Here is a 26,423-nt window from a genome sequence, read left to right on the forward strand (position 1 = left end):
CCGCCGCTGTTTTTTCCCGGCTGGCGCGGCTCACCTTATTTTATTGGCATTATGCAAAACACTCTGCTGTTAGTCGACGGTTCCAGTTACCTTTATCGCGCCTTCCATGCGCTGCCCGACCTGCGCAGCCCGGACGGTTATCCCACGGGCGCCATGCACGGCATGGTCAACATGCTGCGCCGCCTGCGCGCCGATTACCCGGCCGCCTACATCGCTTGCGTGTTCGATGCCAAGGGTAAAACTTTCCGCGACGACATGTATCCCGAGTACAAGGCTACGCGCGCCTCGATGCCGGACGACCTGCGCCTGCAGATCGAACCGATCCACGAAGCCGTGCGCGCCATGGGCTGGCCCATCTTGATGGTCGACGGCGTGGAAGCGGACGACGTGATTGGGACTTTGGCCGTGCAGGCCGCTAGCGTCGGCATGAACGTGGTGGTCTCCACGGGCGACAAGGACCTGGCGCAGCTGGTCAACAGCCAGGTGACCTTGATCAATACCATGAGCAATGAAAAGCTCGACGAAGCGGCCGTGCTGGCCAAATTCGGCGTGCCGCCGAACCGCATCATCGATTATCTGTCGCTGATCGGCGATACCGTCGACAACGTGCCTGGCGTATCGAAATGCGGCCCGAAAACGGCCGTCAAGTGGCTGACCCTGTACGACAGCCTGGAAGGCGTGATGGAAAACGCGGCCAAGGTGGGCGGCGCCGTGGGTGAGCACCTGCGCACGGCCCTGCCATGGCTGCCGCAGGCGCGCGCCTTGATCACCGTCAAGACCGATTGCGATCTGTCCGGGCACATGACGACGATCGCCGACTCGCTGGTGGCGAAACACGAAGACAAGGAAGCGCTGCTGGCCTTCTTCAACCGCTACGGCTTCAAGGCCCTGCTGCGCGAACTGGGCGCGGTGCCACCGCCGATGTCACCCGTCGGTGCGCCGGCAGCCACGACGAACACGACGGGCGACATGTTCGCCGATGCCGCACCAAAGGTCGAAGCCGTGTATGAAACCGTGCTGACGGATGAACAGCTGGACAAATGGATCGCCCTGATCGATGCGGCGCTGTTGACGGCTGTGGATACGGAAACCACCTCGCTGGAACCGATGACGGCGCAAATGGTCGGCATTTCCCTCTCCGTGGCCGAACACGCCGCCTGCTACATCCCGCTGGCGCACGATTACGCGGGCGCGCCGGATCAGTTGAGCCGCGAGCACGTGCTGGCGAAACTGCGCCCATGGCTGGAAGATGCCAACAAGCCCAAGCTGGGCCAGAACCTGAAATATGACAGCCATATCTTTGCCAACCATGGCGTGACGTTGCGCGGCATCGCCCACGATACCTTGCTCGAATCGTATGTGTTCGAGTCGCACAAGAAGCACGACATGGACAGCCTGGCCCTGCGTCACCTGAACTACACGACGATCCCGTTCGAGGATGTGTGCGGCAAGGGCGCCAAGCAGATCACGTTCAATCAAGTCGAGGTAGAGCAGGCGGCCAAGTATGCGGCCGAGGATGCCGATGTGACCTTGCGTTTGCACAATGCCATGTGGGGCAATGTGGCGAATGATGAAAAACTCACCTTCATCTATGAAAAGATCGAGATGCCGACGGCCGTGGTCTTGCAAAAGATCGAGCGCAACGGCGTGCTGATCGACGATGAATTGCTCAACATCCAGTCGGCCGAGCTGGCCGTGAAGATTTTGGAGCTGGAAAAGAAGGCGTATGAACTGGCCGAGCAGCCGTTTAATTTAGGCTCGCCCAAGCAGATCGGCGAAATCTTCTTTGAAAAGCTGAAGTTGCCGGTAATTAAAAAAACCCCGACGGGCGCGCCCTCGACGGATGAAGAAGTGTTGCAAAAGTTGGCCGAGGATTACCCACTGCCCAAAGTGCTGCTCGAATACCGGGGCATGGCCAAGCTGAAATCGACCTACACGGATAAATTGCCGAAGATGATCAACGTCACGACGGGCCGGGTGCACACGAACTATGCGCAAGCCGTGGCCGTGACGGGGCGATTGGCGTCGAACGATCCGAATCTGCAAAATATTCCCATCCGCAGCGCGGAAGGGCGCCGCATTCGCGAAGCGTTCATCGCGCCGCCGGGCAGCCACATCGTTTCGGCCGACTATTCGCAGATCGAATTGCGCATCATGGCGCATATTTCGGGCGATGAAGCCATGCTGCGCGCGTTTGCCGACGGCATCGACATTCACCGCGCCACGGCCGCTGAAATCTTTGGCGTGCCGGCCGCGGAAGTGCAGAGCGAACAGCGCCGCTACGCCAAGGTCATCAACTTCGGTTTGATCTACGGCATGAGCGCATTCGGCCTGGCCGGTAACTTGGGCGTGGACCGCACGGCCGCGCAAAGCTATATCGACCGCTACTTTGCCCGTTTCTCGGGCGTGAAACAGTATATGGAAGACACGCGCCAGCAAGCGAAAGCGCGCGGCTACGTGGAAACCGTGTTCGGCCGCCGTCTGTGGTTACCGGAAATTAATTCGCCGAACGGCCCGCGCCGCCAGGGCGCGGAACGGGCGGCCATCAATGCACCGATGCAGGGCACGGCCGCCGACCTGATCAAGCTGGCCATGATCGCCGTGCAAGGCTGGCTGGAAACGGACGGCTTGCAAACAAAAATGATCATGCAGGTGCACGATGAACTGGTGCTGGAAGTGCCGGATGCCGAGCTGGAACTGGTCAAGCGCAAGCTGCCGGAACTGATGGCGGGCGTGGCCGAATTGAAGGTGCCATTGACGGCAGAGGTGGGTATCGGTAAAAACTGGGACGAAGCGCACTAATTTTCAAACGCAACATTTTCAGGAGAAACGCATGAGCGACATGATCACCGATTGTGAGAGTTTGCTGGGCCAGAGCAGCTTGTCCGGGCCGGACGGCCGGCGTGGTTTCCTGAAGGTGGCGCTGGGCGCGGGTTTTGCCGTGGCCGTGCTGCCCGTCGCGGCGCAAAACGTCATCAAGACGGATTCCGCCGGGCTCGTCACGGGCAGCATGTCGGTGATGGTCGATGGCCAGGCCGTGCCCGTGTATGCGGCCCAGCCGGAGGGCAAGACGGGTTTGCCCGTCGTGTTGGTCATTTCGGAAATCTTTGGCGTGCATGAACATATCGCCGACATGGCGCGCCGCTTCGCCAAACAGGGTTATCTGGCGCTGGCGCCCGACCTGTTCGTGCGCCAGGGCGATCCGACCAAGGTGGCCAGCATCCCGGAGTTAATGAAAGGCATCATCGCCAAGACGCCGGACGCGCAAGTGATGGCGGACCTCGATGCGGTTGTTGCGTGGGCGAAACAGAATGGCGGCGACACGAGCCGCTTGGGCATCACGGGCTTTTGCTGGGGCGGGCGCATCACGTGGCTGTACGCGGCGCACAATTCGGCCGTCAAGGCGGGCGTGGCCTGGTATGGCCGCCTGGTGGGCGAAGCGACTGCCTTGCAGCCGAGCAACCCCATCGATATCGCCCCGACTTTGAAAGTCCCCGTGCTGGGCTTGTATGGTGGCAAGGATACGGGCATCAGCCAGGAATCGATCACCAAGATGAAGGACGCTCTGGCCAAGGGCGGCAACCAATCCGAGTTTGTCGTGTATCCCGATGCGGGCCACGCCTTCAACGCCGATTACCGCCCCAGCTATGTGGCGGCCGATGCAAAAGACGGCTATGCGCGTTGTTTAGCTTGGTTCAAGAGCCACGGTGTGGCGTGATCTGCAGCAGAAAAACACCGCATTTCCCAGAAGTTAACGCGAAAGGCGCACCGGGCTGTAAAATGCCCGCTGCGCGTCAATGCAGTACAATTGCATCTTCATCGCGCTACGCTGCCGCCAAACGCGCAAAAAATTAAACAATAGATAACAACGCATTCATCAGGCCAGACGCCAGCATCGCGGCGCCAGTGACCCGGCGCCATTTTGAGGTAAGAAAATCATCGATCCCGTCCTTATATCTATTTTGCTCGCGACCACGCTCGCGGGCGTGTTGAGCATTACCGCGGCGGCGATTTTTTCGTTTGCATTCCTGTCCAAGGTGGTCGAGCGCATGGTCAGCTTGTCCGTCGGCATCATGTTGTCGACGTCATTGCTGCACGCCTTGCCCGAAGCGTTCGAATCGCAGGCCGATCCGCGCAGCCTGTTCGCGACCTTGCTGGCGGGCTTGCTGGCCTTTTTCATGCTGGAAAAATTTGCCATCCTGCGCCATTCGCACCACCACGAAGGCGATGGCCACCACCATGCGCACGGCCACGACAAGCACGAGGCGGGCAAGGCCGGCTGGATGATTTTAGTGGGCGACGGCATGCACAATTTCACGGATGGCATCCTGATCGCCGCCGCCTTCCTGGCCGACCCGAAGCTGGGCCTGGTCACGGGCCTGGCCATCATCGCGCATGAAATCCCGCAGGAAATCGGCGATTTTATCGTACTGCTCAATGCCGGCTTTTCGCGCCTGCGTGCCTATATCTTCAACCTGCTGTGCAGCCTGATGGCGGTGGCCGGTGGCTTGCTCGGCTATTTCACCCTGGACCGCGCCAGCAATCTGATTCCTTACGTGCTCGTGTTTGCCTCGTCCGGCTTCATCTATATTGCCCTGTCCGACCTGATGCCGCAGATGCAGCGCCGCGCCACCCTGCGCGAAACCATCCCGCAAGTGCTGCTGATCGGATTGGGCGTGTGCATCGTGCTGTTTTTGACGCATAAGCGCCACGGCGGTTGATACACTGGCTCGCTGGGTGTAGTATTGCCTTTTTGACTAACTTGCACAGAAAGGAGGAAAATATAATGGAAGAAAACTTGTTGCTCGCCTTGTGGCGCGCACGCTCTTTAAGCGCATTTGCCAGCTCTTGCCCACGTTCTATCGCGCTGCGATAACCTGGCCAGAGCAAAGTTACCCTCCTAGACGAGTCCTTTCCTGGTACTCCGTTGTCGTTAGCGCTCCTGTTAACGCGGATGCTTGCATCCCGAACAAAGACAAGAGCCATGACTACCCTTATCTCTACCCAAGCTTTACAGCTGGACACCCACGACGGTTTCCTCTTCAATGAACTCGCCTTTACCTTGCGCCAGGGCGACCGCATCGGCCTGATCGGCCACAATGGCTGCGGCAAATCCACCTTGCTGGGATTGCTCAGCGGCACGCGGGAAGCCACGTCCGGCACCATCCATGTCGCCCGTGCCTGCCGTTTGCAGCACGTGGAACAGCACTTGCCGGCCGAACTTGCCAGCCTGAGCCTGTACGACGCCTTGCTGGCGCCCGTGCTGGAGCAGCCGGAACTGCATTGGCGGATCGACAGCCTGCTGGCCGAACTGGGTTTTGACGTCGAGACGGCGCAAGTGCCCGTGCATTCCTTGTCCGGCGGCCAGCACACGCGGCTGCTGCTGGGGCGTGCCCTGCTGCAGGAACCGAACGTGCTGCTGCTCGACGAACCGAGCAATCACCTGGATTTGCCGTCGCTGCTGTGGCTGGAGCAATTCCTGCTGGCCTGGCGCGGCGCCTTCATCCTCGTCTCGCACGACCAGCGCCTGCTCGACAACGTGGCCACGCGCAGCTGGATCTTGCGCGATAGCCGGCTGTACGACTTCGACTTGCCGTGCGGCCCCGCGCTGGCGGCGCTGGCCGAAGCCGATCTTGCCGCTGCCGCCCGCCATGCGGCCGAACAGAAGGAAATCGACCGCCTGGCCGTCAGCAGCACCCGCCTGGCCTTGTGGGGCAAGATCTACGATAACGTCGGCATGGCGCGCAAGGCCAAGAGCATGCAGCGGCGCATCGACAAGTTGCAGGATGAGCAGTCGTTCGTCAGCGATGGCGCACCCTGGCGCTTGAGCCTGCGCGGCAAGGCGCTGGCGGCCGACCAGCTGCTGGTGCTGGACGAACTCGATGTGCGCGCCGTGCCGACGTCTCCCGTGCTGTTTCGTGTCGGCCAGTTGTGGCTGAAACCTGGCGACCGGGTCGCCTTGCTGGGCGCCAACGGCAGTGGCAAGTCGTCGCTGCTGCGCCTGTGCTGGCAAGCGATCCAGGCACAGGAGGAACGCAGCGACTTGCGCTACCACCACGCGGCCAACATCGGTTACTACGACCAGTCGCTCAAGCAATTGGCCGACGAAGCGGATTTGTCCGACGCCTTGTATCCGTTTGCCGTGCAAAACGAAGCTGCGCGCAGCCAGGTGGCGCGCAAGCAAGCATTGATTTCAGCCGGTTTCCCGTATGCGCGCCATGGCCAGACGGTGGCCACCCTGAGCGGCGGCGAGCGGGCGCGGCTGCTGTTTCTGGGCCTGTCGCTGGCCAGCTATCATTTGCTGCTGCTCGATGAACCCAGCAACCACTTGGACATGCAGGGCAAGGCGGAACTGGGGCAAGCCTTGCGCGGCTTCGAGGGGGGCTGCCTGCTGGTGTCGCACGACCGCGACCTGATCGAGACGGCCTGCAACCGTTACTGGGTGGTGGCCGATGGCCAGCTGGAAGAGTGGCCAGACGCGGCCAGCGCCTATGCACGGCTGAGCGCCGAGGACGGGCCGGCGCTGACACCCGCGCCGCGCGTGGAGCAGGCGTCCGCGGTGCTGACGGACATCGACGTGCAGCTGGAGCGTTTGTGCGAACTGGAGCAATTGCTGGCGGAAGACCTGGCGAGAAAACCGCGCCACCAGAAGCCGGCCAGCCAGCAGGCGTGGCTGGCGGAGTTGGAACAGCTGAATCAGGCGCTGGGGATAAGTTAATAGTTATCCACGGGTGAAAAAATGGCGGACCGTCTGGTCCGCCATTTTTTAATTCCCCGTCGCCACCGGCCGCGCCGGGTCGGCGCACCATTCGCTCCACGAACCCGGATACAGGGCCGCGCCGCTTAAACCGGCCACTTCCAGGGCCAGCAGGTTGTGGCAGGCCGTCACGCCCGAGCCGCACTGCAGGATGGTAGATTCAGCCGTGCTGATTAGCCCCGCGAATTCCTGCTCCAGTTCTTTGGCGGATTTGAAGCGGCCGTCCGCTTGCAAGTTATCCTTGAAGAAACGGTTTTTCGCGCCGGGGATGTGGCCGCCCACGGGGTCGATGGTTTCGTTTTCACCACGATACCGGTCGGGGGCGCGCGCGTCGAGGATGGTCAAAGCTTGCGTATCCAGGTTGGCGATGACGTCGCGTACGCTGACCGTGCGCGTCAGGCTGGCTTTTTCCGTCAGCTTGCCGACAGGGCGTGGCGCCACGGGCGTGACCAATGGTAAACCTTGCGCCTGCCAGGCGGCCAGGCCGCCGTCGAGCACGGCGACGGCTGGATGGCCGAGCCAGCGCAGCAGCCACCACAAACGGGCGGCGAACATGCCGCCCTGGCCGTCATAGGCGATGACTTGCGTGTCGTCATCGATGCCCCAGCCGCGCAAGGTGGCCAGCAGGGCGTTGCGGTCGGGCAAGGGATGCCGTCCGGTAAATTGGGGGCCGCGCTCCGTCTTGGGACCGGACAGGGCCGTGTCGATATCGGCAAACTGCGCGTTCTGGATGTGGCCGGCGACAAACGCGTCGCTGCCGGCCGTGGGGTTGAGCAAGTCGTGGCGGCAATCGAGGATGACCCAGTCGCTGTCATTCAGGTGGCTGGCCAGTTCGCTGGCCTGGATCAAGGTGGTGTACATCAGGAACGCTCCTTTACACTTCGCTGGCGATGGGATCCGTGCGCGCGATCGCCGCGCCACGGGCCGTGTTGCGGGTATTGTAATAGGTGGCGGCGATGCCGGAGGAGAGAATGATGCCGATGCCGGCCCAGCCGTGCCAGTCGAACAGGTCGCCAAAGATCACCACGCCCCAGAAGCTGGAAAAGATGATGCCCGTGTATTGCAAGTTGGCAACCACGAGGGTCTTGCCCAGGCGATAGGCGCGCGTCATGGCCATCTGCGCCATGGTGGCGCACAGGCCGATGGCGGCCAGCAAGCCGATGCCATAGGCGCTCGTGTGCGCATGCCAGACGACGGGGCCGCCGCCGGCGCTGGCCACGTGGCCGATCACGCCGGCCAGGAAATTGACGACCGAGAAATAAAACACGACGCGGTATTCGGGTTCGCCCAGCAAGCCCAATTTGCGCACCTGCAAGTAGGCGAGGGCCGACAGCATGCCGGAAATCAAGGCCGTGACGGCGCCGCCCACCTGGTCGGTCTCGAACACGGGTTGCAGCAGCAGAGTCACGCCGACAAAGCTCATGGCAATGGCCGCTACCAGCGGCCACTCGACTTGCTTCGTCGCTTTCCACCAGCCACCGGCCAGCAGGATGACGGCAATCCAGATGGGCGCCATGTAATTGAGAGTCATGGCCGTGGCCAGTGGCAGGATGGCGATGGCATAAAACCACAGCCACAGGGCGATCACGCCCACCACGCCGCGCCACAGATGCTGGCCCGGCATCGTCGTTTTAAAGCTGCCGCCCTGGTACAGAATGGTGCAGCTCATGACGGTCATGCCGATGATGCCGCGGTACATGACGATTTCGGAGGTCGAATACATCTCCGACGCCAGTTTGACGCACACGCCCATGATGGCAAACATGAAACTGGCGAATAACATCCATAGCGATTGCATGAGTAATCCTGGTGATGAAAATGAAAAAGGCCGCGCAATGCGGCCCCTCTACTATTACAGTGCGATATTGTTGCGGTACCACTCGTGGAAGTGCTGCATGCCATCTTCCATGGGGGACTGGTAAGGGCCCACTTCGTTCTCGCCGCGCGCCATCAGGGCCTTGCGGCCCGCATCCATGCGCAGCGCGATTTCATCGTCCTCGACGCAGGTTTCCATGTAGGCAGCCCGTTCCGCGTCGACGAAGTCGCGCTCGAACAGCACGATTTCCTCTGGGTAATAGAACTCGACCACGTTGCGCGTCTTTTGCGGGCCGTCCGGCCACAGGGTCGAGACGATCAGCACGTGCGGATACCATTCGACCATGATGTTCGGATACAAGGTCAGCCATATGGCGCCATATGGCGGCACTTCGCCACCGCGGAATTGCAGCACCTGCTCCTGCCATTTCTTGTAGGCGGGCGAGCCGGCCTGCTGCAGGCCGCGGTGCACGCCCACCGTTTGCACGCTGTAATCCTTGCCGAATTCCCAGCGCAGGTCGTCGCAGCTGACAAAGCTGCCCAGGCCCGGGTGGAACGGTTCCACGTGATAATCCTCGAGGTAGACTTCGATGAAGGTCTTCCAGTTGTAGTCGCACTCGTGGATTTCCACGTGGTCGAACATATAGCCGGAAAAATCGAGGTCTTTCGAGACGGACAAATCTTTCAATTTTTCCATCACGTTGTAGCCATTTTGCTCGAACAGCAAGCCATTCCAGCTTTGCAGCGGCGTTTTCGACAGGTTCAGGCACGGCGTCTCGGGGAAGTGCGGCGCGCCGATCAATTCACCCTTGAGGTCGTAGGTCCAGCGGTGCAGCGGGCAGACGATGTTATTGGCATTGCCGCGGCCATTGAACATCAGCGCCTGCCGGTGGCGGCACACGTTGGACAGCACTTCGATACCATTGGCGTTGCGCACGAGCATACGCCCTTCGTTCTCAGACGCCAGGGTCGCAAAATCGCCGGTTTCCGGCACCATCAGCGCATGCCCGACATAACGCGGGCCGGCTTGGAACAATTGCTGCATTTCACGCTGCAACAGCGTTTCGTCAAAATAGACGTGGACCGGAAGTTGCGCGTTTGAACGCGCCAGCTTGGCGTGAGTAGCCAGATCGGACATCCCAACCCCCATAAATGTACAACGGTCAGCAGTGCCCCAGGCCATTCCCTGGGCAACCGCTACAGAGAGAAAGAATCCGCAAAGACCTGAATTCAAATTTGTTGAAACGGTATTTCGGACAGAACCGGCGATTATAGCGCGTATCGGCCTCGGCATTGCCAAACCCCTCCGGCAAATAGGTTACTTTAGTGATGAACATTGTCATTTACCGTGCAATTTCCGGCCGATGGGGGCGATTGCGCTAGAATTGACTGTCAAGCTGGTAACGTCTTCCCCTTTGAGCACGCCGATTGCGCTTTAGTTTTCACTTAATAGTGTGGTTTGTTCTAAAATAACGCTTCTATGCTGGCCGGGAGTCCCCGGCGTCTCCCTACATACCCCTCGTGCCACGAAGAGATCTGAGTCTATGTCGAAGAAATTAACTGCCGCTGCCGCAGCGCCGGCCTCGTTTGAAGAGGCAATGGCGGAACTGGCGCAGCTGGTAACGCAAATGGAAGCGGGCCAGTTGCCGCTGGAAGCATCGGTCGCGGCGTATCAGCGCGGCTCGGAACTGGTCAAGTATTGCGCCACCCAGCTCGATAGCGTCGAGGCGCAGGTGAAAGTATTGGAAGGCGACATGTTGAAACCGTTCGTCGATGCCGGCGAGGCCGCGCAATGATGGCCAGCGTACAGCAAGACGGCGTGACCTTCGGCGACTGGATGCAAGCGACCCAGTCGGGCGTGGAAGGCCGGCTCGACCAATTCCTGCCTGCGGCGGGCGCCGTACCGCACAAGTTGCACGCGGCCATGCGCTATGCGCTGCTGGGCGGCGGCAAGCGCGTGCGTCCGTTGCTGGTGATGGCGGCCGGTGAATTGTTTGATGCCGATCAAGATACCCTCGCGCGCGCCGCTTGCGCCTTGGAAATGATTCACGTGTATTCGCTCGTGCACGACGACATGCCATGCATGGATGACGATGCCTTGCGCCGTGGCAAGCCCACCGTGCACATCGCCTACGATGAAGCGACGGCCCTACTGGTCGGTGACGCGCTGCAATCGCAGGCGTTCATGCTGCTGGCCGACGGCGCGGCGATTCCGCCGGGGCGGCAAATGGCGATGATCAAGCTGCTGGCGCACGCGTCTGGCTCAGCCGGCATGTGCGGCGGCCAGGCGATCGATCTCGACAGCGTTGGCCTGGCCTTGACCTTGCCGCAGCTGGAACAGATGCATCAACTCAAAACGGGCGCCTTGCTGCGCGCGGCCGTGATTCTGGGCGCGCTGGCGGGCAAGGACCTGGCGCCGGACGAGATGACGGCGCTGAACGCGTATGCGCGCGCCGTCGGCCTGGCGTTCCAGGTGGTGGACGACGTGCTCGACGCCACGGCCGATTCGGCCACCCTGGGCAAGACGGCGGGCAAGGATGCGGCCGCCAACAAGCCCACTTACGTATCGATACTGGGGCTGGAACCATCGAGAGCCTTGGCAGAACAATTGCGGTGCGACGCCCATGCGGCGCTGGCGCCATTCGGGGACAAGGCACGCCGTCTGCGCGAGCTGGCAGACCTGGTCGTGCAGCGGAAGGCATAAATGAAACTGTTAGAAACCATCAATGAACCAGCGCAAGTGCGCAAGCTGGCCCGCTCGCAACTGGTGCCGCTGGCGCAGGAATTGCGCAGCTTCCTGCTCGACTCCGTTTCCAAGACGGGCGGCCATTTGTCGTCCAACTTGGGCACGGTCGAGCTGACCGTCGCGCTGCACTACGTGTTCAACACGCCGCACGACCGCATCGTGTGGGACGTGGGCCACCAGACCTATTCGCACAAGATTTTGACGGGCCGGCGCGAGCGCATGCATACCCTGCGCCAGAAGGATGGCATTTCCGGCTTTCCGAAGCGCGACGAGAGCGAGTACGACACCTTCGGCACGGCGCACTCGTCGACGTCCATTTCTGCCGCGCTGGGCATGGCGCAGGCCGCCAAGATCAAGGGCGACCCGCTGCACGCGATCGCCGTGATCGGCGACGGTTCGATGACGGCCGGCATGGCTTTCGAGGCGATGAACAATGCTGGCGTGCAAGAAGATATCAACCTGCTGGTGATCCTGAACGACAACGACATGTCGATTTCGCCACCCGTGGGCGCGCTGAACCGCCACCTGGCGCGCCTGATGTCAGGCCAGTTCTATGCGGCAGCAAAAAATGTCGGCAAGTCCGTCTTGCCCGGCCCCGTGCTGGAATTGGCGAAGCGTTTCGAAGAGCACGCCAAGGGCATGGTCGTGCCCGCCACCATGTTCGAGGAATTCGGTTTTAATTACATCGGCCCCATCGACGGCCACGACCTCGATTCGCTGATCCCGACCTTGCAAAATATCAAGCAATTGAAGGGTCCGCAATTCCTGCACGTGGTCACCAAGAAGGGGCAAGGCTACAAGCTGGCCGAGGCCGAACCGATCCTGTACCACGGCACGCCGAAGTTCAATCCACTGGAAGGCATCAAGCCGGCCACGGCGCCGGGCAAGATGACGTACACGGAAGTGTTTGGTAACTGGCTGTGCGACATGGCCGCGCACGACAAGCGCCTGGTGGGCATCACGCCGGCCATGCGCGAAGGCTCGGGCATGGTCAAGTTCGAACAGCAATTCCCGAACCGCTACTTTGACGTCGGTATTGCCGAGCAGCATTCCGTGACCTTTGCCGCGGGCCTGGCTTGCGAGGGATTGAAACCCGTCGTGGCCATTTATTCCACCTTCCTGCAGCGCGCCTACGATCAGCTGATCCACGACGTGGCGTTGCAAAACCTGGACGTGACGTTCGCGCTGGACCGCGCCGGCCTGGTGGGTGCCGACGGCGCCACGCACGCGGGCAACTATGACATGGCGTTCCTGCGTTGCATCCCGAACATGGTCGTCATGGCCGCGTCCGACGAAAACGAATGCCGTCAAATGCTGACGACGGGTTACCACTATCCGGGCCCGGCAGCCATCCGCTATCCGCGCGGCGCCGGTGCTGGCGTGGCCATCGTGTCGGAACTGACCAGCATCGAGATCGGCAAGGGCGAGCTCAAGCGCCACGGCAAGCGCATCGCCATTCTGGCCTTTGGCTCCATGGTGGCACCGAGCGTGGCGGCGGGCGAGAAGCTCGACGCGACGGTGGCCAACATGCGCTTCGTCAAGCCGCTCGACGTGGCGCTGGTGAAACAGCTGGCGGCCGAGCACGATTACCTGGTGACGGTGGAAGAGGGCTGCAGCATGGGCGGCGCCGGTTCGGCCGTGGCCGAGGCCCTGGCAGCGGAAGGGATCGTCAAGCCGATTTTGATGCTGGGCTTGCCGGACGTCTTCATCGACCATGGCGACCCCGTGCAACTGCTGAAAAGCGTGGGCCTGGACGCCACCGGCATCGCCGCCTCGATCGAGCAGCGCTTCCCGTCCGCTGGACCACGCCTGGCGATGGTCAGCTAAGACGCTCAAGCAAGATACCAGCGGCACTGCGGTGTCGTTTCGTCTGGCGAGATTTCACGCTGCACTGCAACATTTATCCTCCGGGAATGCTACGATGACGCTTTGATACCTTCTCAAAGTCCACCTTGCATTTCAGGAAACTTCACCGCCGTTCGCGTGCACTGGCCGGCCGCTGGCTGACGGGCATGCACGCCTACACAGATAAGCTGTCGCAGCGCCGCCCCCTGTGGATGGTCACCCTGGCCATCGACGAAACGAATCTGTCCGAGGGCTTGCGGGCCGCCTGTGCTTCCAGCGCCATGCTGCTGCTGGGCCTGCTGTTCGATCAGCCCGATTTTTCATGGGCCGCCATCGGCGCCTTCTGGACCTGCCTGGCCGACGCGGCCGGTACGCGGCGCATGCGTTTTGTCTCGATGCTGGGCTTTGGCCTGCTGTCGAGCGTGGCCGGCGGCCTGACGGCGCTGGCGGCTGGCCATGGCGTGGCGACGGCCGCCATCGCCGTGCTGCTGTTTTCCTGGGCCGGCGCGCTGGCGCGCATCTGGGGCGCGGCCACGGCGCAAGTGGCCATCCTGGCGGCCACGGCCTGCGTGGTGATGGTCACGCACCCATTGGAATCGATGACGCAGACGGCACCATTCCTGGGCCTGTACATGTTCGGCTGTCTGTTTGCCACCGTGCTCAGTTTTACCGTCTGGCGCATCCACCCGTTTAGCCCTGCCAGACGTGCCATCCGCGCCGCGTATTCGCGCCTGGCCGGCATCGCGCGCGACAATGCGCGCTTCCTCGAACATGACGCCGCGCAAGCGGGTGTTGCCGCGCATGGCGCCAGCTACCGTTCGCAGGCGCGCGCCGCGCTGGAAGCGGCGCGCGTGGCGCTGGCCGCCGTGCCGCCCGCGCGCGCGGGCCGCAGCGCCTTGTACGACAACCTGCTGCTGGCGCTCAGCGACGCCGAGCGCATCTTCGCCTATCTGATCGCCGTCACGCATACCTGCGAGCGCGAGCAGCAGCGCCTGCGCCGGGACCCGCGCGCGCGGCGCAGCCTGGAAGTGATGGCCGTGCTGCTGCGCCGCCTGGGGCAAGCCGTGCAGCGCCAGCCGGAAACGCCACCCCTGCAATTGCAGCGCCGCCTGGCGGGCTGCGGACGGCGCCTGGAAGCGGCGCTGGGCGCCTTGCTGCCGCTGCGCCTGAACGTGGACTTCATGGAACTGGGCTTGCCGCGCGCGGCGCAGCTACCGTGGCGCGAGGCGGCTTTCCTGGCGCTGGGGCAGGCGTGGCAGACGGCGAAAGTCAACGCCACGCCGCAGTCGCTGAGCTGGCGCCATGCGGCGCGCGTGTCGCTGGCGACGACGGCCGGCTTCCTGCTGGTCGAGGCGCTACACATTCCGTTCGGCTACTGGGCCACCATGGCGACCTTGCTGATACTGCAGCCGTCCGTGTCGACCACCTGGCCGCGCGGCATCGAGCGGGTCGCTGGCAGCGTGCTGGGCGCCGTGCTGGCCGTGCTGATCGGCCTGGCCGTGCACACCCCGCTGGCGATTTCGCTGGTGGTGTTTCCCCTGATCGTCGCCACCATGGCTTTGCGCCGCGTCAGCTACAGCCTGCACGTGCTGTTCATGACGCCCGCCTTCGTGCTGGTGGCCGACTATGCGGCCCCGGCCAGCGAGATGGTGTATGCGGCCAGCCGCCTGGGCAACAACGTGCTCGGCTGCGTGCTGGCCTTGCTGGCCACGTTTTTCCTGTGGCCGGACCGCGAAGCGGACGACCTGGATCAGCGCCTGGCGAAAGCCGTATCGGCCAACCTGAAATACCTGCTGGCCGTGCTGGCGGCCGGCGGTAAATGGGATAGCGCCATCGCGCACCTGCGCCGCGAGGCGGGGCTGGCCAGCAATAACGCGGAACAAGTGCTGCAGCGTCTGCGCATCGAGCGCCGCCTCGACCGCAGCGCCGGCGTGGGCCTGGCGGCGCTGCGCACCTTGCCGCTGCTGCGCCGCGTGGCGGGCAGCACCGCACGCATCAGCCTGAGTCCCCAGGCCGAGCCGGCGCCGCCCGAGCTGCAGCAGTGGATTGCCGAGGTCAGTGCCGAAATGGATGCCTTGCTGCGCGGTGTCCCTCCGGCATCCGCGCCCGGGCCCTGTGCGGCCGAGGGTTTGACTGCCTTGCAGGCCGACGCCGTGACGCAGGTGCAGTTGTTGCGCGGCTTGCTGCGCGAGCATGTGCATGTGCAGGCGGAGGGAAGTCCGGGAAACTTGACGCAGGTCACAAAATAGAACCGGCCGCGCGCGTTCATGCGGTGACTGCAATTGCTCATTGTTATCATTTGCCGATACCAATATGGATGTGGGGCAGGGTAGAGTCATGACAGATGGGTGGATGAAAAAAAATGCGGCGCTGGCCGTGCTGGCCACGGCAGCCGGACTGCTGTTCAGCCAGGGCGGCGCGGCGCGTGAAGCGTCGTCGTCGGACTGCGCCACGCACGATGGCTGGGACCTGGCCTGTCTGCGCCAGACGTATGCGCGGCCCATCGCCGGCTGGCCCCGGCCGCAATTGCCCGCTGGCGTGACAGCGGCGGAAATGGCGCCCGTCTCGGCCATGCCCGTGCCGTCCGCTGCGCCGGCCGTCGTGGCGCTGGGGCAGCGCCTGTTCAGCGCCCCCCGTTTGTCGCGCTCGAATGCGGTGGCTTGCCTCAGCTGCCACAGTCCCGCGCACAGCTTTGCCGACAGCAAGCGCGTTTCCGTCGGACACGAAGGGCGGCTGGGCCAGCGCAATACGCCTGGCTTGCTGGGCGTGGGCCAAAGCCCGCTGCTGTTCTGGGATGGCCGTGCCAGCGCTCTCGAAGAGCAGGCGCTGGGGCCCTTGCAGCATCCCGATGAAATGGCGGCCGTGGCGGCGCAATTACCGGCCAAGCTGGCCACGCTCGATGATTACACGGCGCAGTTCGATACGGCTTTTGGCCAGGGCGCTGGCGTGACCCTGCCGCGCATCCTGACGGCGCTGGCCGACTACCAGCGCACCCTGCTGCCGCCCGTCACGCGTTTCGATACTTTCCTGGAAGGCGAACGCACGGCCCTGAACGACCGCGAGCTGCTGGGCTTGCATCTGTTCCGCACCAAGGCGCGCTGCATGACCTGCCACAGCGGTGCCTTGCTGACGGACCAGCAATTCCATAACCTGGGGCTGACGTATTACGGCCGCAAGAAATATGAAGACCTTGGGCGCTACCTGGTGACGGGCAGGGACGAGGACGTGGGCAAGTTCCGCACGCCGGGCCTGCGCGGCGTGGCGCAATCGGGGCCGTGGATGCACAACGGCCTGTTTCCGCAGATGGTGGGCTTGCTGAACATGTATAACGCGGGCATGTCGCGTCCCGTGCCGCACAACGCGCAGCAGGCGGCCGATCCGAAGTTTCCCGTCACCTCGCCCCTGCTGCAGCCATTGCAGCTGACGTCCGGGGAAATTATCGCGTTGAAGAGTTTTCTTGAAGCGTTGTAGCCGCTCGGCCGGTTGCGCCCGCAACCGGCCTTTCCTGCTTGCGGCGCCGATATTGTATAGACGTTTGGCGTCCCGCAATCTCTCCAAATGCCACATTTCACGGGCTTTGCCGATATATTTTCCAAAGTGGAAATTTATCGAAAGGAAACGTTGACTCTAAAATAAGTGCGGTCTATATTCGTTTTTGCAGGATGTAAATTCTATAAAGTAATAAGCATCGCACTGCAGATGGTATTCCTTTTTCCACGTCAATCGAAAGGTAGAAAATGTTTAAAAAGATCGCACTTTTCCTGTTCGCCGTTGGTGTCAGTGCATCCTATTCGGTAGGGGCGGCCGGCAATGGCTTGAGTGACTGCCAGCGCGAGTGCTATGGCGCCTTTACCGATTGCATGGATTCTGGTCATTCCAATAACACATGCAAGGCATTGTTAAATGCATGCAAGGCCGAATGCGCCTTGAATTAAGAAAACCGGGTTTGCCGGGGAGAACAATCGCCCCGGTTTACAACGCCTAACAAAAACGTAGCGAGCGGAAGGAAGTTGTGGTTGAGAAGCGCAACTGTACGAAGGTACAGTGAGCATCGCAGACCGCAAATTACGACGCGCAGTAGGTTTTGATAGGCGTTCTTAAAGGTAACGATGTCAAGGCGGCGTCATGATACAAAAGAAAATGAAAACCATCGTCATGTATAGCTTGATCCTGGCCGCCGGCCTGGGCAGCGGTTATGGCTTGTCCCTGTTGCCCGGCTTGCTCAAGTCAAATTACACCGAGGGCAATTACGCCGCGTATTTCCCGAATGCCCAGGCGAAGGTGGTGTTGTACGGCACGGACTGGTGCGGCTATTGCGCCAAGACGCGTGCGTACTTCAAGGAAAACAAGATCGAATTTGTCGATCTCGATATCGAGAAATCCCCGGCAGCAAAAAAAGCCCATGAGGAACTCGGCGGCGGCGGCGTGCCGGTGGTGTTGATCGGCAACCGCAAAATCCAGGGTTTCAATACGGGCGCGCTGGAAGCGGCGCTGAAGAGAATCTGATTACCGGATGGCGCGTAAGAGACGGCGCGCCATGGATGTCAGTGATCGTCTGTCAATTCAACAGGAGTGCTTATGTTCAAAAAACTGGGTTTCTTTTTGTTTGCCATGGGCGTCAGCGCCTCGTATGCGATTGCCGGCGGCGAGCCGGAATGCTATGCGCAATGCGATGAAGGGCTGGACCAGTGCATGACGGATCATCCTAGGTCGCCAGGCGCCTGCACCAAGATTCATCAGCTGTGCTACAACCGCTGCGCTCAAGACTAGCATTCAATACAGTTTGCCGGCTGGTCTGTACGCTGGCCAGGCCGGCGTTGCCGACGTTAGCCCCGCGTGCGATCATGCCGCCACAGCACGTCGCTACCGCCGGCAAAGCGGTTCAGCACGCGTGACAGCACGAACAGCAGGTCCGACAGGCGGTTCACGTACTGGCGCGGATGCTCGTGGATGGTTTCCGCATTCGCCAGCGCGACGATGCTGCGCTCGGCGCGGCGGCACACGGTGCGGCATACGTGCGCCAGCGAGGCGGCGCGCGAACCGGCCGGCAGGATGAATTCACTCAAGGCGGGCAAGTCCGCATTGTATTTCGCCAGTAAATCATCGAGGCGCAGCACATGCTCTTCCTTGATCAGCTGGTAGCCGGGGATGCAGATTTCCCCGCCCAGGTCGAACAGGTCGTGCTGGATGGCCACCAGCTCTTCGCGCAAGGCGTCGGGCATGGCTTCGCACAGCAGCAAGCCGATATTGGAATTGAGTTCGTCCACGTCGCCCATGGCGTGGATGCGGGCGCTGTCCTTGCTGGTGCGGCTGCCGTCGCCCAGGCCGGTGCTGCCATTGTCGCCCGTGCGCGTGGCGATTTTCGAGAGTCGATTGCCCATGATGCTGATCCTGTCAATGAAGAATGGGGGCAGCATACGACACTGCGCGCCGCCTGGCCGCGGATTTGGCTTCGAAATGGACAAAAAAAGCGCTGCGCGCCACTTTTGTGCTTACAATCGTTGCACGCCCATGCCCTTTCCCCCCATCTTATGCTCAATGCTGCCCCTGAACCTGGATTGACCGCCGCGCGCCAGCAAGCCGTCGTCGCGGCCTTGCTGGCCGTGCTGCCGGCCCGCTGCGTGCTGTCCGACGCCGAAGATACGCGCCCGTATGAATGCGATGGCCTGGCCGCCTACCGCCAGCTGCCGATGGTGGTCACCCTGCCCGATACGGAGGAACAGGTCATCGCCATCCTCGGCGTCTGCCGGGAACTGAAGGTGCCGATCGTGCCGCGCGGCGCCGGCACGGGCTTGTCGGGTGGCGCCTTGCCGATCGCCGACGGCGTGGTGCTGTCGACGGCGCGCCTGAACCGCATCGTGCGTCTGGACGCCTACGCGCGCACGGCCGTGGTGCAGCCGGGCGTGCGCAACCTGGCCATTTCCGAAGCGGCCGCGCCCCACGCGCTGTACTACGCGCCCGATCCCTCCTCGCAGATCGCCTGCAGCATCGGCGGCAACGTGGCGGAAAACTCGGGCGGCGTGCATTGCCTGAAATACGGCTTGACCGTGCACAATGTGCTGCGCGTGCGTATCGTCACCATCGATGGCGACGTGCTGGAACTGGGCGGCGAATGCCTCGACTCTCCGGGCCTCGACCTGCTGGCCATTTTCATCGGCTCCGAAGGCATGCTGGGCATCGTCACGGAAGTGACCGTGAAACTGATCCCGAAACCGGCCACGGCCAGGGTCATCATGGCGTCCTTTGACGACGTCGTCACGGGCGGCAACGCCGTGGCCAACGTGATTGCCGCCGGCATCATCCCGGCCGGGCTGGAAATGATGGACCAGACCTCCTCGCGCATGGTCGAACCGTTCGTCAAGGCCGGCTACGACATCGATGCAGCGGCCATTTTGCTGTGCGAAGCGGACGGCACGCACGAGGAAGTGGAAGAGGAAATCGCCCGCATGACGGCCGTGCTGGAAGGGGCGGGCGCCAGCGCCATCGCCGTCTCGCAGTCGGAAGCGGAGCGCATGAAGTTCTGGTCCGGCCGCAAGAACGCGTTTCCCGCCGCCGGGCGCATCTCGCCCGATTACTACTGCATGGACGGCACCATCCCGAGAAAAAAACTGGCGGAAGTCCTGACGGGCATCGCCGGCATGGAAACGACGCATGGCTTGCGCTGCGCGAATGTGTTCCACGCGGGCGACGGCAATCTGCATCCGCTGATCCTGTTCGATGCGAACAAGCCCGGTGAATTCGAGCGCGCCGAAGCGTTTGGCGCCGACATCCTGGCCCTGTGCGTGGCCGTCGGCGGCACCATCACGGGCGAGCATGGCGTGGGCATGGAAAAGATCAATTCCATGTGCGTGCAGTTTACGCGCGCTGAACTCGATGCCTTCTTTGCCGTCAAGCACGCCTTCGACCCGCATACCCTGCTGAACCCGGACAAGGCGATCCCCACCCTGAACCGCTGCGCCGAATTCGGCAAGATGCATGTGACGGCAGGGCGCCTGCCATTCGCCAACCTGCCCCGTTTTTAATTTGCCGGAGACTCCTTTGCAAGCGATAGTGGAACAATTCAGGCAGGCCATCCTGGCGGCCAGCGCGGCGGGCAAGCCGTTACGCCTGCGCGGCGGCGGCACGAAAGACTGGTATGGCCAGCAATTCGACGGCGAGGTGCTCGACACGCGCACGTATGCGGGCATCATCGACTATGAACCGACGGAGCTGGTGATTACGGCCCGCTGCGGCACGCCGCTGGCGGAAATCGAAGCGGCGCTGGCCGCGCGCAACCAGATGCTGGCCTTCGAGCCGCCGCACTTCGGTCCTGGCGCCACGCTGGGCGGCGTCGTCGCCAGCGCGCTGTCCGGCCCGCGCCGCGCCAGCGCGGGCGCGCTGCGTGATTTCGTGCTGGGCGCCGTGCTGATGGACGGCCACGGCGAACGCCTGGCCTTCGGCGGGCAAGTCATGAAAAACGTGGCCGGCTACGATGTCTCGCGCCTGTTGGCCGGCTCGCTGGGTACCCTAGGCCTGATCCTGGAAGTGTCGCTGAAGGTGCTGCCCCTGCCGCTGCGCGAAGCGACTTTCCGCGTGGCGTGCGCGGAAATCGCCGCCTTGCGCTTGCTCAATGAATGGGCGGGCAAGCCGCTGCCGATATCGGCCAGCTGCTGGCATGACGGCGTGCTGACGGTGCGCCTGTCCGGCGCCGAGGCGGCCGTATCGGCGGCGCTGCGCACGCTGGGTGGCGAGCTGCTGGCAGCCGATGAGGCGGCCGCCTTCTGGCTGGCCGTGCGCGAGCAGACGCACGCTTTCTTTGCGGGCGCGGGCAGCTTGTGGCGCCTGTCGCTGCCGCCGCACGCCAGCGCCGTGATTGTAAAAGGGCGCCAGCTGATCGAGTGGGGCGGCGCGCAGCGCTGGCTGAAGCTCGATGGCGACGCCGATGTGCAAGGCGCCCAGGAAATCCGCCAGGCGGTGGCTGCCGCTGGCGGTCACGCCACCCTGTTCCGTGGCGGCGACAAGGCGGTGGGCGTGTTCCACCCGCTGGCGCCCGCCATTGCCACCATCCACCAGCGCCTGCGGCAGGCTTTCGACCCTGCCGGCATCTTCAACCCGTACAGAATGTATTGAGCGCGCATGCAAACCAATCTCGCCGATTTCATCAAGAATACGCCGGCAGGCGACGAAGCCGAAGCCATCCTGCGCGCCTGCGTGCATTGCGGCTTTTGCACGGCCACCTGTCCCACCTACCAGCTGCTGGGCGACGAGCTCGATGGCCCGCGCGGGCGCATCTACCTGATCAAGCAAGTGCTCGAAGGCGCGCCCGTCACGGCCAAGACGCAGACGCATCTGGACCGCTGTCTGACCTGCCGCAACTGCGAGTCGACCTGTCCCTCGGGGGTGCAGTATGGGCGGCTGGTCGACATCGGCCGCAACGTCGTCGAGCAGCGCGTGCAGCGCCCCTTGCGCGAACGCGCCTTGCGCTTCGCCCTGAAGGAAGCCCTGCCGCGCCGCTGGCTGTTTACGCCCGTGTACAAGGCGGGGCAGGCGCTGCGGCCCTTGCTGTCAAAAAGTTTGCAGGACAAGCTGCGTCCCGGCGCCGCTGCCGGCGCATGGCCCGCGCGCCAGCACGCGCGCAGCATGCTGCTGCTCGACGGCTGCGTGCAGCCGGCCATGTCGCCCAATATCAACGCGGCCACGGCGCGCGTGCTCGATGCGCTGGGCGTGCAATTGATCGTCGCGCCGAAGGCCGGCTGCTGCGGCGCGCTGCGCCATCACCTGAACGACCAGGAAGCGGCGCTGGACGACATGCGCCGCAATATCGACGCCTGGTGGCCGTATGTCGACAGCGCCGAGGCCATCGTCATGACGGCGTCCGGCTGCGGCGCCACGGTGAAGGAATACGGCCACCTGCTGGCGCACGACGCCCAGTATGCGGACAAGGCGCGGCGCATCGCCGCACTGACGCGCGATTTGTCCGAGATCATGCCGGCGTTTGAAAACGAGCTGGTGGCGCAGCTGAAAGGGCGCATCGGCAAAAAAGTCGCGTATCACCCGCCCTGCACCCTGCAGCACGGCCAGCAAATCCGCGGCAAGGTGGAGCAGGTGCTGCGCGCCGTCGGCGTTGACGTGCGCCTGTGCGCCGACAGCCATTTGTGCTGCGGTTCGGCGGGCACGTATTCGATCCTGCAGCCGGCCCTGTCGCAGCAGCTGCGCGACAACAAGGTGGCAAACCTGGAAGCGTGCGAGCCCGATGAAATTGTGTCGGCCAATATCGGCTGCCTGAGCCACCTGCAGTCGGGCACCGAGACGCCCGTGCGGCACTGGATCGAGCTGATCGACTCCGCTTTATCCCAGGTCAAATAGACACTTCGCTATATTGCGCAGTTTTCCATTGCGGCGCCGGGATGAAATTGTTCGCCCACTCCAGCACGGCGTCGGCCGGCATGGGGCGGGCGATGCCGTAGCCTTGCGCCAGGTCGCAACCCAGCTGGATCAGACGCGCGCCATGTTCGACGCTTTCCACGCCTTCGGCGATCACCGTCAAGCTGAAGGAACGGGCCAGGCCGATGACGGCGCGCACCAGGTGCAGGTCGTCGCGGTCGTTGAGCATGTTGCGCACGAAGCTCTGGTCGATCTTGACGATGTTCGCCGGCAGGCGCTTCAAATACGACATCGACGAGTAGCCGGTGCCGAAATCGTCGAGCGCGAACGTGATGCCCAGCGCCTGGCAGGCGCGGATGATGCGGCGCACGTCCTCGATGTCGTGCAGGGCTGACGATTCGAGGATTTCCAGTTCCAGCATGCTGGCGCACACGCCGGGAAATTCGCCGAGGATGGTTTCCAGGCGCGAGACGAAATCGGCTTGCTGGAAATGGCGCGCCGCGATATTCACGCTGACCACCCAGTGCTTGCCGCAAGCCACCCAGCGCTGCAACTGCCACAGGGCCTGGCGCAGCACCCATTCGCCGATGTCGATGATCAGGTCCGTCTGCTCCACCAGTGGCAGGAATTGCGCCGGTGCCAGCACGCCGCGGCGCGCATGCTGCCAGCGCAGCAGCGCTTCCATGCCCACCACCGTGCCGGCACGCATGTTCACCTTGGGCTGGTAGTACAGCCGCAGTTCGCCGTTGATCAGGGCCTGGCGCACTTCCGTGCGCTGGTTGTGGTGGGTGCGTACTTCTTCATCGAGGTTGGTATCGAAGAAGTGATACTGGTTGCGCCCCGTCAATTTCGCTTGGTAGACGGCGTGGTCGGCGTGGCGCAGCAGGCTTTCCGTATTCAAGTCCTTGCCCGCATAGACGGCGATGCCGACGCTGGCCGTCATGTGCAACGCCTGCTGGTCGCACTGGTAGGGGCGGCTCAGTTCCTGCATCAATTGCGTGACGTTCTGCTCGATGCTGGCGATATTGGCCTGGCCGCACAGCAGCATGACGAATTCATCGCCGCCCAGGCGCGCCGCGTAGTGGACCTGGCCCGTAAAACTGTGCAGGCGGCCCGCCACCTGCTTGAGGATTTCATCGCCCGCTTCGGCGCCGTAGCGGTCGTTGATGACCTGGAAGTGGTCGAGGTCGAACAGGCAGACGGCCAGCAGGCGCTGGCGTTCGCGCGCCAGGAACAGTTCCTGTTCGAAGCGGGCGGCCAGCGCGGCACGGTTGGGCAAGCCCGTCAGTACATCATTGTAGTTTTGCCATGACAGTTTTTGCAGCGCCTGCTGCATGTGCACGGTTTCGTTCAGCTGCTCGCCCAGCTGGCGCTGGCTGGTCTTCAGCGAGGAAAACAGTTCTTCGACATCGCCGGCCATGCTGTTGAACGAGTGCGATACGGCTTGCGCTTCGGGCGTGGCGCCAGCCGCCAGGCGCACGGCGAAGTTGCCTTCGCGGAAGCGGTCGGTTGCTTGCACCAGCCGCGCCAGCAAGCGGCGGTGCGTGGCCAGGATCGAGCCCAGCAGCAGGAAGACCAGCGCGATATTGATGGTGCTGAGGACGGCCTGTTCGCGCACCCGCTGCCATACCTGCGCCAGGGGCAGGCCGGGCGTGTAGTGCAGGTCGAGGATGCCGTCGCCGCCGTCCGGCAGCGCCACCGTCAGGCGGCTGCGGATGGCCGTGATGCCGGCCAGGCGCGCGAACCACGCCGGCACCGCGGCCGCCATGCTGTCGGCCAGCGGTTTGTCGGCCAGCACTTCGACATGCCCGCCAGCCGCATCCCAGCGCACGGAGGCGAGGCTGCGGTTCAGCGGCAGGGCGCTGCGCAGCACCTGGCGCACGCTGTCGTGCATCGTGTGATTGTCCGTGCGCACGGCCAGCGGCAGCACGCTATTGGCCAGGAACAGGTCGAGTTGCCGGGCATCGCTCTGGTAGCGTGCATTGGCCAGCGCGCTTTCCGTACCGAGCAGGGCGTGATAACGGATCGCGGAAACGCAGAATATCAGGAAGAAAATAGGAATGAATAGGCGGGGATATATGCCCATCCGCATCCATAAAGATATTATTTTCCCAAAGACTGGCATCGTTTTTTGATCGATATCTGCGAATAATTATGTCAACATTATCACCGAAATTTGCTATTGGAAACACAATATTAATATCAAGCATGAAATAAATACGGATAGCTTGATTTCAATGTTTGTTGTTTTAAATCAAAGCGTCGCGTGCTATTCCTGTATTAATTGCCGAATGTCGGCCGCCAGGCTGGCCGGTTTGCTGGCCGTCGCATAGCGGCGAAATACGCTGCCATCCTTGCGCACCAAAAACTTGGTGAAATTCCATTTGATCGACTGCGTGCCGAATATGCCGGGCGCCGCCTGTTTTAATTGCGCAAACAGGGGATGGGTATGCGGGCCATTCACATCGATCTTGGCAAACAGGGGAAAGGTGACGCCGAAGTTTTTCTCGCAAAAGGCAGCGATTTCCCCGTTCGAGCCCGGTTCCTGCTGGCGGAATTGATTGCAGGGAAAGCCCAGCACGACCAGGCCCTGGTCGTGGAATTCGCGGTACAGCGCTTCCAGGCCCTGGTATTGCGGCGTGAAACCGCAGGCGCTGGCCGTGTTGACGATCAGCAATACCTTGCCCTTGTAGCGCGCCAGGTCGACCGGCGTGCCGTCCAGCGCCTCGGCCTGGAAAGCGTGGATGCTGCGCATGTCAGAGCAGTCCCAGCGTGGTGGTGCCCGTTTGCGGGGCCGGTGCAGGCGCCGTTGCGCCCTTGAGCTTGATCGCCAGGCGCAGGTCGTTGACGGAGTCCGCATTGCGCAGCGCATCTTCATGGCTGACGGCGCCCGCTTCGTGCAGGTCGAACAGGGCCTGGTCGAACGTCTGCATGCCAAGCTCGCGCGATTTTTTCATCAGCTCCTTGATCTCGTGCACCTGGCCCTTGAAGATCAGGTCGCTCATCAGCGGCGAATTGAGCAGGATTTCCAGCGCCGCCTTGCGCCCGCCGCCTTCCTTGTTGGGGATCAGCCGCTGCGAAATCATGCCCTTCAAATTGAGCGACAGATCCATCAGCAGCTGCTGGCGCCGCTCTTCGGGGAAGAAATTGATGATGCGGTCCAGCGCCTGGTTGGCGTTGTTCGCGTGCAGGGTCGCCAGGCACAGATGGCCCGTCTCGGCGAATGCGATGGCGTGGTCCATGGTCTCGCGGTCGCGGATTTCGCCGATCTGGATCACGTCGGGCGCCTGGCGCAGGGTGTTTTTCAGGGCCGTGGCCCAGTCGTCCGTATCGACGCCCACCTCGCGCTGGGTGACGATGCAGTTACCATGCGGATGGATGAATTCCACAGGATCTTCGATGGTGATGATGTGGCCGTGGCTGTGGGCGTTGCGGTGGCCCACCATGGCTGCCAGCGTGGTCGACTTGCCGCAGCCCGTGGCGCCCACCATGATGACGAGGCCCCGCTTGCTCATCACGATGTCTTGCAGGATGGCGGGCAGGCCCAATCCATCCAGCGTGGGGATGGCGGTATTGATCAAGCGCAAGACCATGCCTGCCTGGCCCATCTGCACGAAGGCGGACACGCGGAAACGCCCCAGGCCGTCCGGGCTGATGGCGAAATTGGCTTCGCGGCTGGACGCGAATTCGGCCGCCTGGCGTTCATTCATGACGGCGCGCACGTAGCCGGCCGCCTGCTGCGTATCGAGCGCGGTGCCTACCAGCGGCGTCAGCTTGCCGTCGAGCTTGATGGCGGGCGGAAAGCCGGCCGTGATGAACAGGTCCGAGCCGCCCCGTGCGCGCATTTGCGCCAGCAGCGCGTGCATGGCGCCATAGTGTTCTTGCGTCGTTTGCATG

At 62.7% G+C, this 26,423-nt stretch carries 21 protein-coding genes; 14 read left to right on the plus strand and 7 right to left on the minus strand.

Going from position 1 to position 26,423, the window contains the following annotated elements; genetic code table 11:
- Positions 1-51 precede the first annotated feature (51 nt).
- The 4 genes from polA to CNX70_RS05225 all read left to right on the plus strand — a co-directional run bounded on the left by polA (position 52) and on the right by CNX70_RS05225 (position 6,718).
- Complete coding sequence (polA, locus tag CNX70_RS05210; protein WP_096233831.1) at positions 52-2,802, plus strand: DNA polymerase I; 2,751 nt, start codon at positions 52-54, stop codon at positions 2,800-2,802.
- A 31-nt stretch (positions 2,803-2,833) separates the two neighbouring features.
- On the plus strand, positions 2,834-3,718 hold the full coding sequence (locus CNX70_RS05215) for a dienelactone hydrolase family protein (RefSeq protein WP_096233832.1): 885 nt from the start codon (positions 2,834-2,836) through the stop codon (positions 3,716-3,718).
- A gap of 244 nt (positions 3,719-3,962) precedes the next feature.
- The gene (locus CNX70_RS05220; protein WP_096233833.1) at positions 3,963-4,721 is read left to right on the plus strand and encodes a ZIP family metal transporter; all 759 of its coding nucleotides are present in this window, start codon (positions 3,963-3,965) and stop codon (positions 4,719-4,721) included.
- A 263-nt stretch (positions 4,722-4,984) separates the two neighbouring features.
- On the plus strand, positions 4,985-6,718 hold the full coding sequence (locus CNX70_RS05225; RefSeq protein ID WP_096233834.1) for an ABC-F family ATP-binding cassette domain-containing protein: 1,734 nt from the start codon (positions 4,985-4,987) through the stop codon (positions 6,716-6,718).
- A 48-nt stretch (positions 6,719-6,766) separates the two neighbouring features.
- Here CNX70_RS05225 and CNX70_RS05230 read toward each other — a convergent pair whose 3' ends face one another.
- The 3 genes from CNX70_RS05230 to CNX70_RS05240 are packed head-to-tail and all read right to left on the minus strand — an operon-like array spanning position 6,767 to position 9,710.
- Positions 6,767-7,618, minus strand: coding sequence for a sulfurtransferase (locus tag CNX70_RS05230; RefSeq protein ID WP_096233835.1), 852 nt, complete (start codon positions 7,616-7,618; stop codon positions 6,767-6,769).
- A gap of 13 nt (positions 7,619-7,631) precedes the next feature.
- Positions 7,632-8,555, minus strand: coding sequence for a DMT family transporter (locus tag CNX70_RS05235; protein ID WP_096233836.1), 924 nt, complete (start codon positions 8,553-8,555; stop codon positions 7,632-7,634).
- Positions 8,556-8,609: 54 nt separating this feature from the next.
- Positions 8,610-9,710 carry an aromatic ring-hydroxylating oxygenase subunit alpha gene (locus CNX70_RS05240; protein ID WP_096233837.1) on the minus strand — a complete coding sequence of 367 codons (1,101 nt, stop codon included), beginning with the start codon at positions 9,708-9,710 and terminating at the stop codon, positions 8,610-8,612.
- Positions 9,711-10,116: 406 nt separating this feature from the next.
- On the opposite strand from CNX70_RS05240, the gene CNX70_RS05245 reads away from it, so the two are divergent.
- The 7 genes from CNX70_RS05245 (at position 10,117) to CNX70_RS05275 (ending at position 17,933) form a co-directional block, all read left to right on the plus strand.
- Positions 10,117-10,368, plus strand: coding sequence for an exodeoxyribonuclease VII small subunit (locus tag CNX70_RS05245; RefSeq protein WP_046683420.1), 252 nt, complete (start codon positions 10,117-10,119; stop codon positions 10,366-10,368).
- Positions 10,365-11,276 (plus strand): polyprenyl synthetase family protein, encoded by a 912-nt coding sequence (locus CNX70_RS05250; RefSeq protein WP_244199043.1) that lies wholly within the window; start codon positions 10,365-10,367, stop codon positions 11,274-11,276. The genes CNX70_RS05245 and CNX70_RS05250 overlap by 4 nt, the downstream gene beginning before the upstream one ends.
- Positions 11,277-13,145: a 1-deoxy-D-xylulose-5-phosphate synthase gene (gene dxs, locus CNX70_RS05255; RefSeq protein ID WP_096233838.1), complete on the plus strand. Its 1,869-nt coding sequence runs from the start codon at positions 11,277-11,279 to the stop codon at positions 13,143-13,145.
- A 185-nt stretch (positions 13,146-13,330) separates the two neighbouring features.
- Positions 13,331-15,412, plus strand: coding sequence for an FUSC family protein (locus CNX70_RS05260; RefSeq protein ID WP_096238288.1), 2,082 nt, complete (start codon positions 13,331-13,333; stop codon positions 15,410-15,412).
- 103 nt (positions 15,413-15,515) lie between these two features.
- Positions 15,516-16,634, plus strand: coding sequence for a cytochrome-c peroxidase (locus CNX70_RS05265; protein ID WP_096233839.1), 1,119 nt, complete (start codon positions 15,516-15,518; stop codon positions 16,632-16,634).
- Positions 16,635-17,288: 654 nt separating this feature from the next.
- A complete protein-coding gene (locus CNX70_RS05270; RefSeq protein WP_244199044.1) occupies positions 17,289-17,669 on the plus strand; it encodes a glutaredoxin family protein in 381 nt (126 codons plus the stop codon).
- A gap of 72 nt (positions 17,670-17,741) precedes the next feature.
- Positions 17,742-17,933, plus strand: coding sequence for a hypothetical protein (locus CNX70_RS05275; protein ID WP_096233840.1), 192 nt, complete (start codon positions 17,742-17,744; stop codon positions 17,931-17,933).
- 56 nt (positions 17,934-17,989) lie between these two features.
- Here CNX70_RS05275 and CNX70_RS05280 read toward each other — a convergent pair whose 3' ends face one another.
- Positions 17,990-18,544: a cob(I)yrinic acid a,c-diamide adenosyltransferase gene (locus CNX70_RS05280; RefSeq protein WP_096238290.1), complete on the minus strand. Its 555-nt coding sequence runs from the start codon at positions 18,542-18,544 to the stop codon at positions 17,990-17,992.
- Positions 18,545-18,694: 150 nt separating this feature from the next.
- On the opposite strand from CNX70_RS05280, the gene CNX70_RS05285 reads away from it, so the two are divergent.
- Genes CNX70_RS05285 through glcF form a run of 3 tightly spaced genes read left to right on the plus strand, consistent with a single transcriptional unit; the run spans position 18,695 to position 22,508 of the window.
- Entirely contained in the window at positions 18,695-20,185 is a 1,491-nt protein-coding gene (locus CNX70_RS05285; protein WP_096233841.1) for an FAD-linked oxidase C-terminal domain-containing protein, read from the plus strand.
- 16 nt (positions 20,186-20,201) lie between these two features.
- Entirely contained in the window at positions 20,202-21,272 is a 1,071-nt protein-coding gene (gene glcE, locus CNX70_RS05290) for a glycolate oxidase subunit GlcE (RefSeq protein ID WP_096233842.1), read from the plus strand.
- Positions 21,273-21,278: 6 nt separating this feature from the next.
- Positions 21,279-22,508, plus strand: coding sequence for a glycolate oxidase subunit GlcF (gene glcF, locus CNX70_RS05295; protein WP_096233843.1), 1,230 nt, complete (start codon positions 21,279-21,281; stop codon positions 22,506-22,508).
- On the opposite strand, the gene CNX70_RS05300 is transcribed toward glcF, so the two are convergent.
- The 3 genes from CNX70_RS05300 to CNX70_RS05310 all read right to left on the minus strand — a co-directional run bounded on the left by CNX70_RS05300 (position 22,501) and on the right by CNX70_RS05310 (position 26,422).
- A complete protein-coding gene (locus CNX70_RS05300) occupies positions 22,501-24,612 on the minus strand; it encodes a putative bifunctional diguanylate cyclase/phosphodiesterase (RefSeq protein WP_096233844.1) in 2,112 nt (703 codons plus the stop codon). The two genes, glcF and CNX70_RS05300, sit on opposite strands and share 8 nt — an antisense overlap.
- Positions 24,613-24,795: 183 nt before the next feature.
- Positions 24,796-25,281 carry a glutathione peroxidase gene (locus CNX70_RS05305; RefSeq protein ID WP_096233845.1) on the minus strand — a complete coding sequence of 162 codons (486 nt, stop codon included), beginning with the start codon at positions 25,279-25,281 and terminating at the stop codon, positions 24,796-24,798.
- 1 nt (position 25,282) lies between these two features.
- Entirely contained in the window at positions 25,283-26,422 is a 1,140-nt protein-coding gene (locus tag CNX70_RS05310) for a PilT/PilU family type 4a pilus ATPase (RefSeq protein ID WP_208624493.1), read from the minus strand.
- Between the last annotated feature and the right edge of the window lies 1 nt (position 26,423).

The organism is Janthinobacterium svalbardense, assembly GCF_002327145.1.
GTDB lineage: Bacteria > Pseudomonadota > Gammaproteobacteria > Burkholderiales > Burkholderiaceae_D > Janthinobacterium > Janthinobacterium tructae.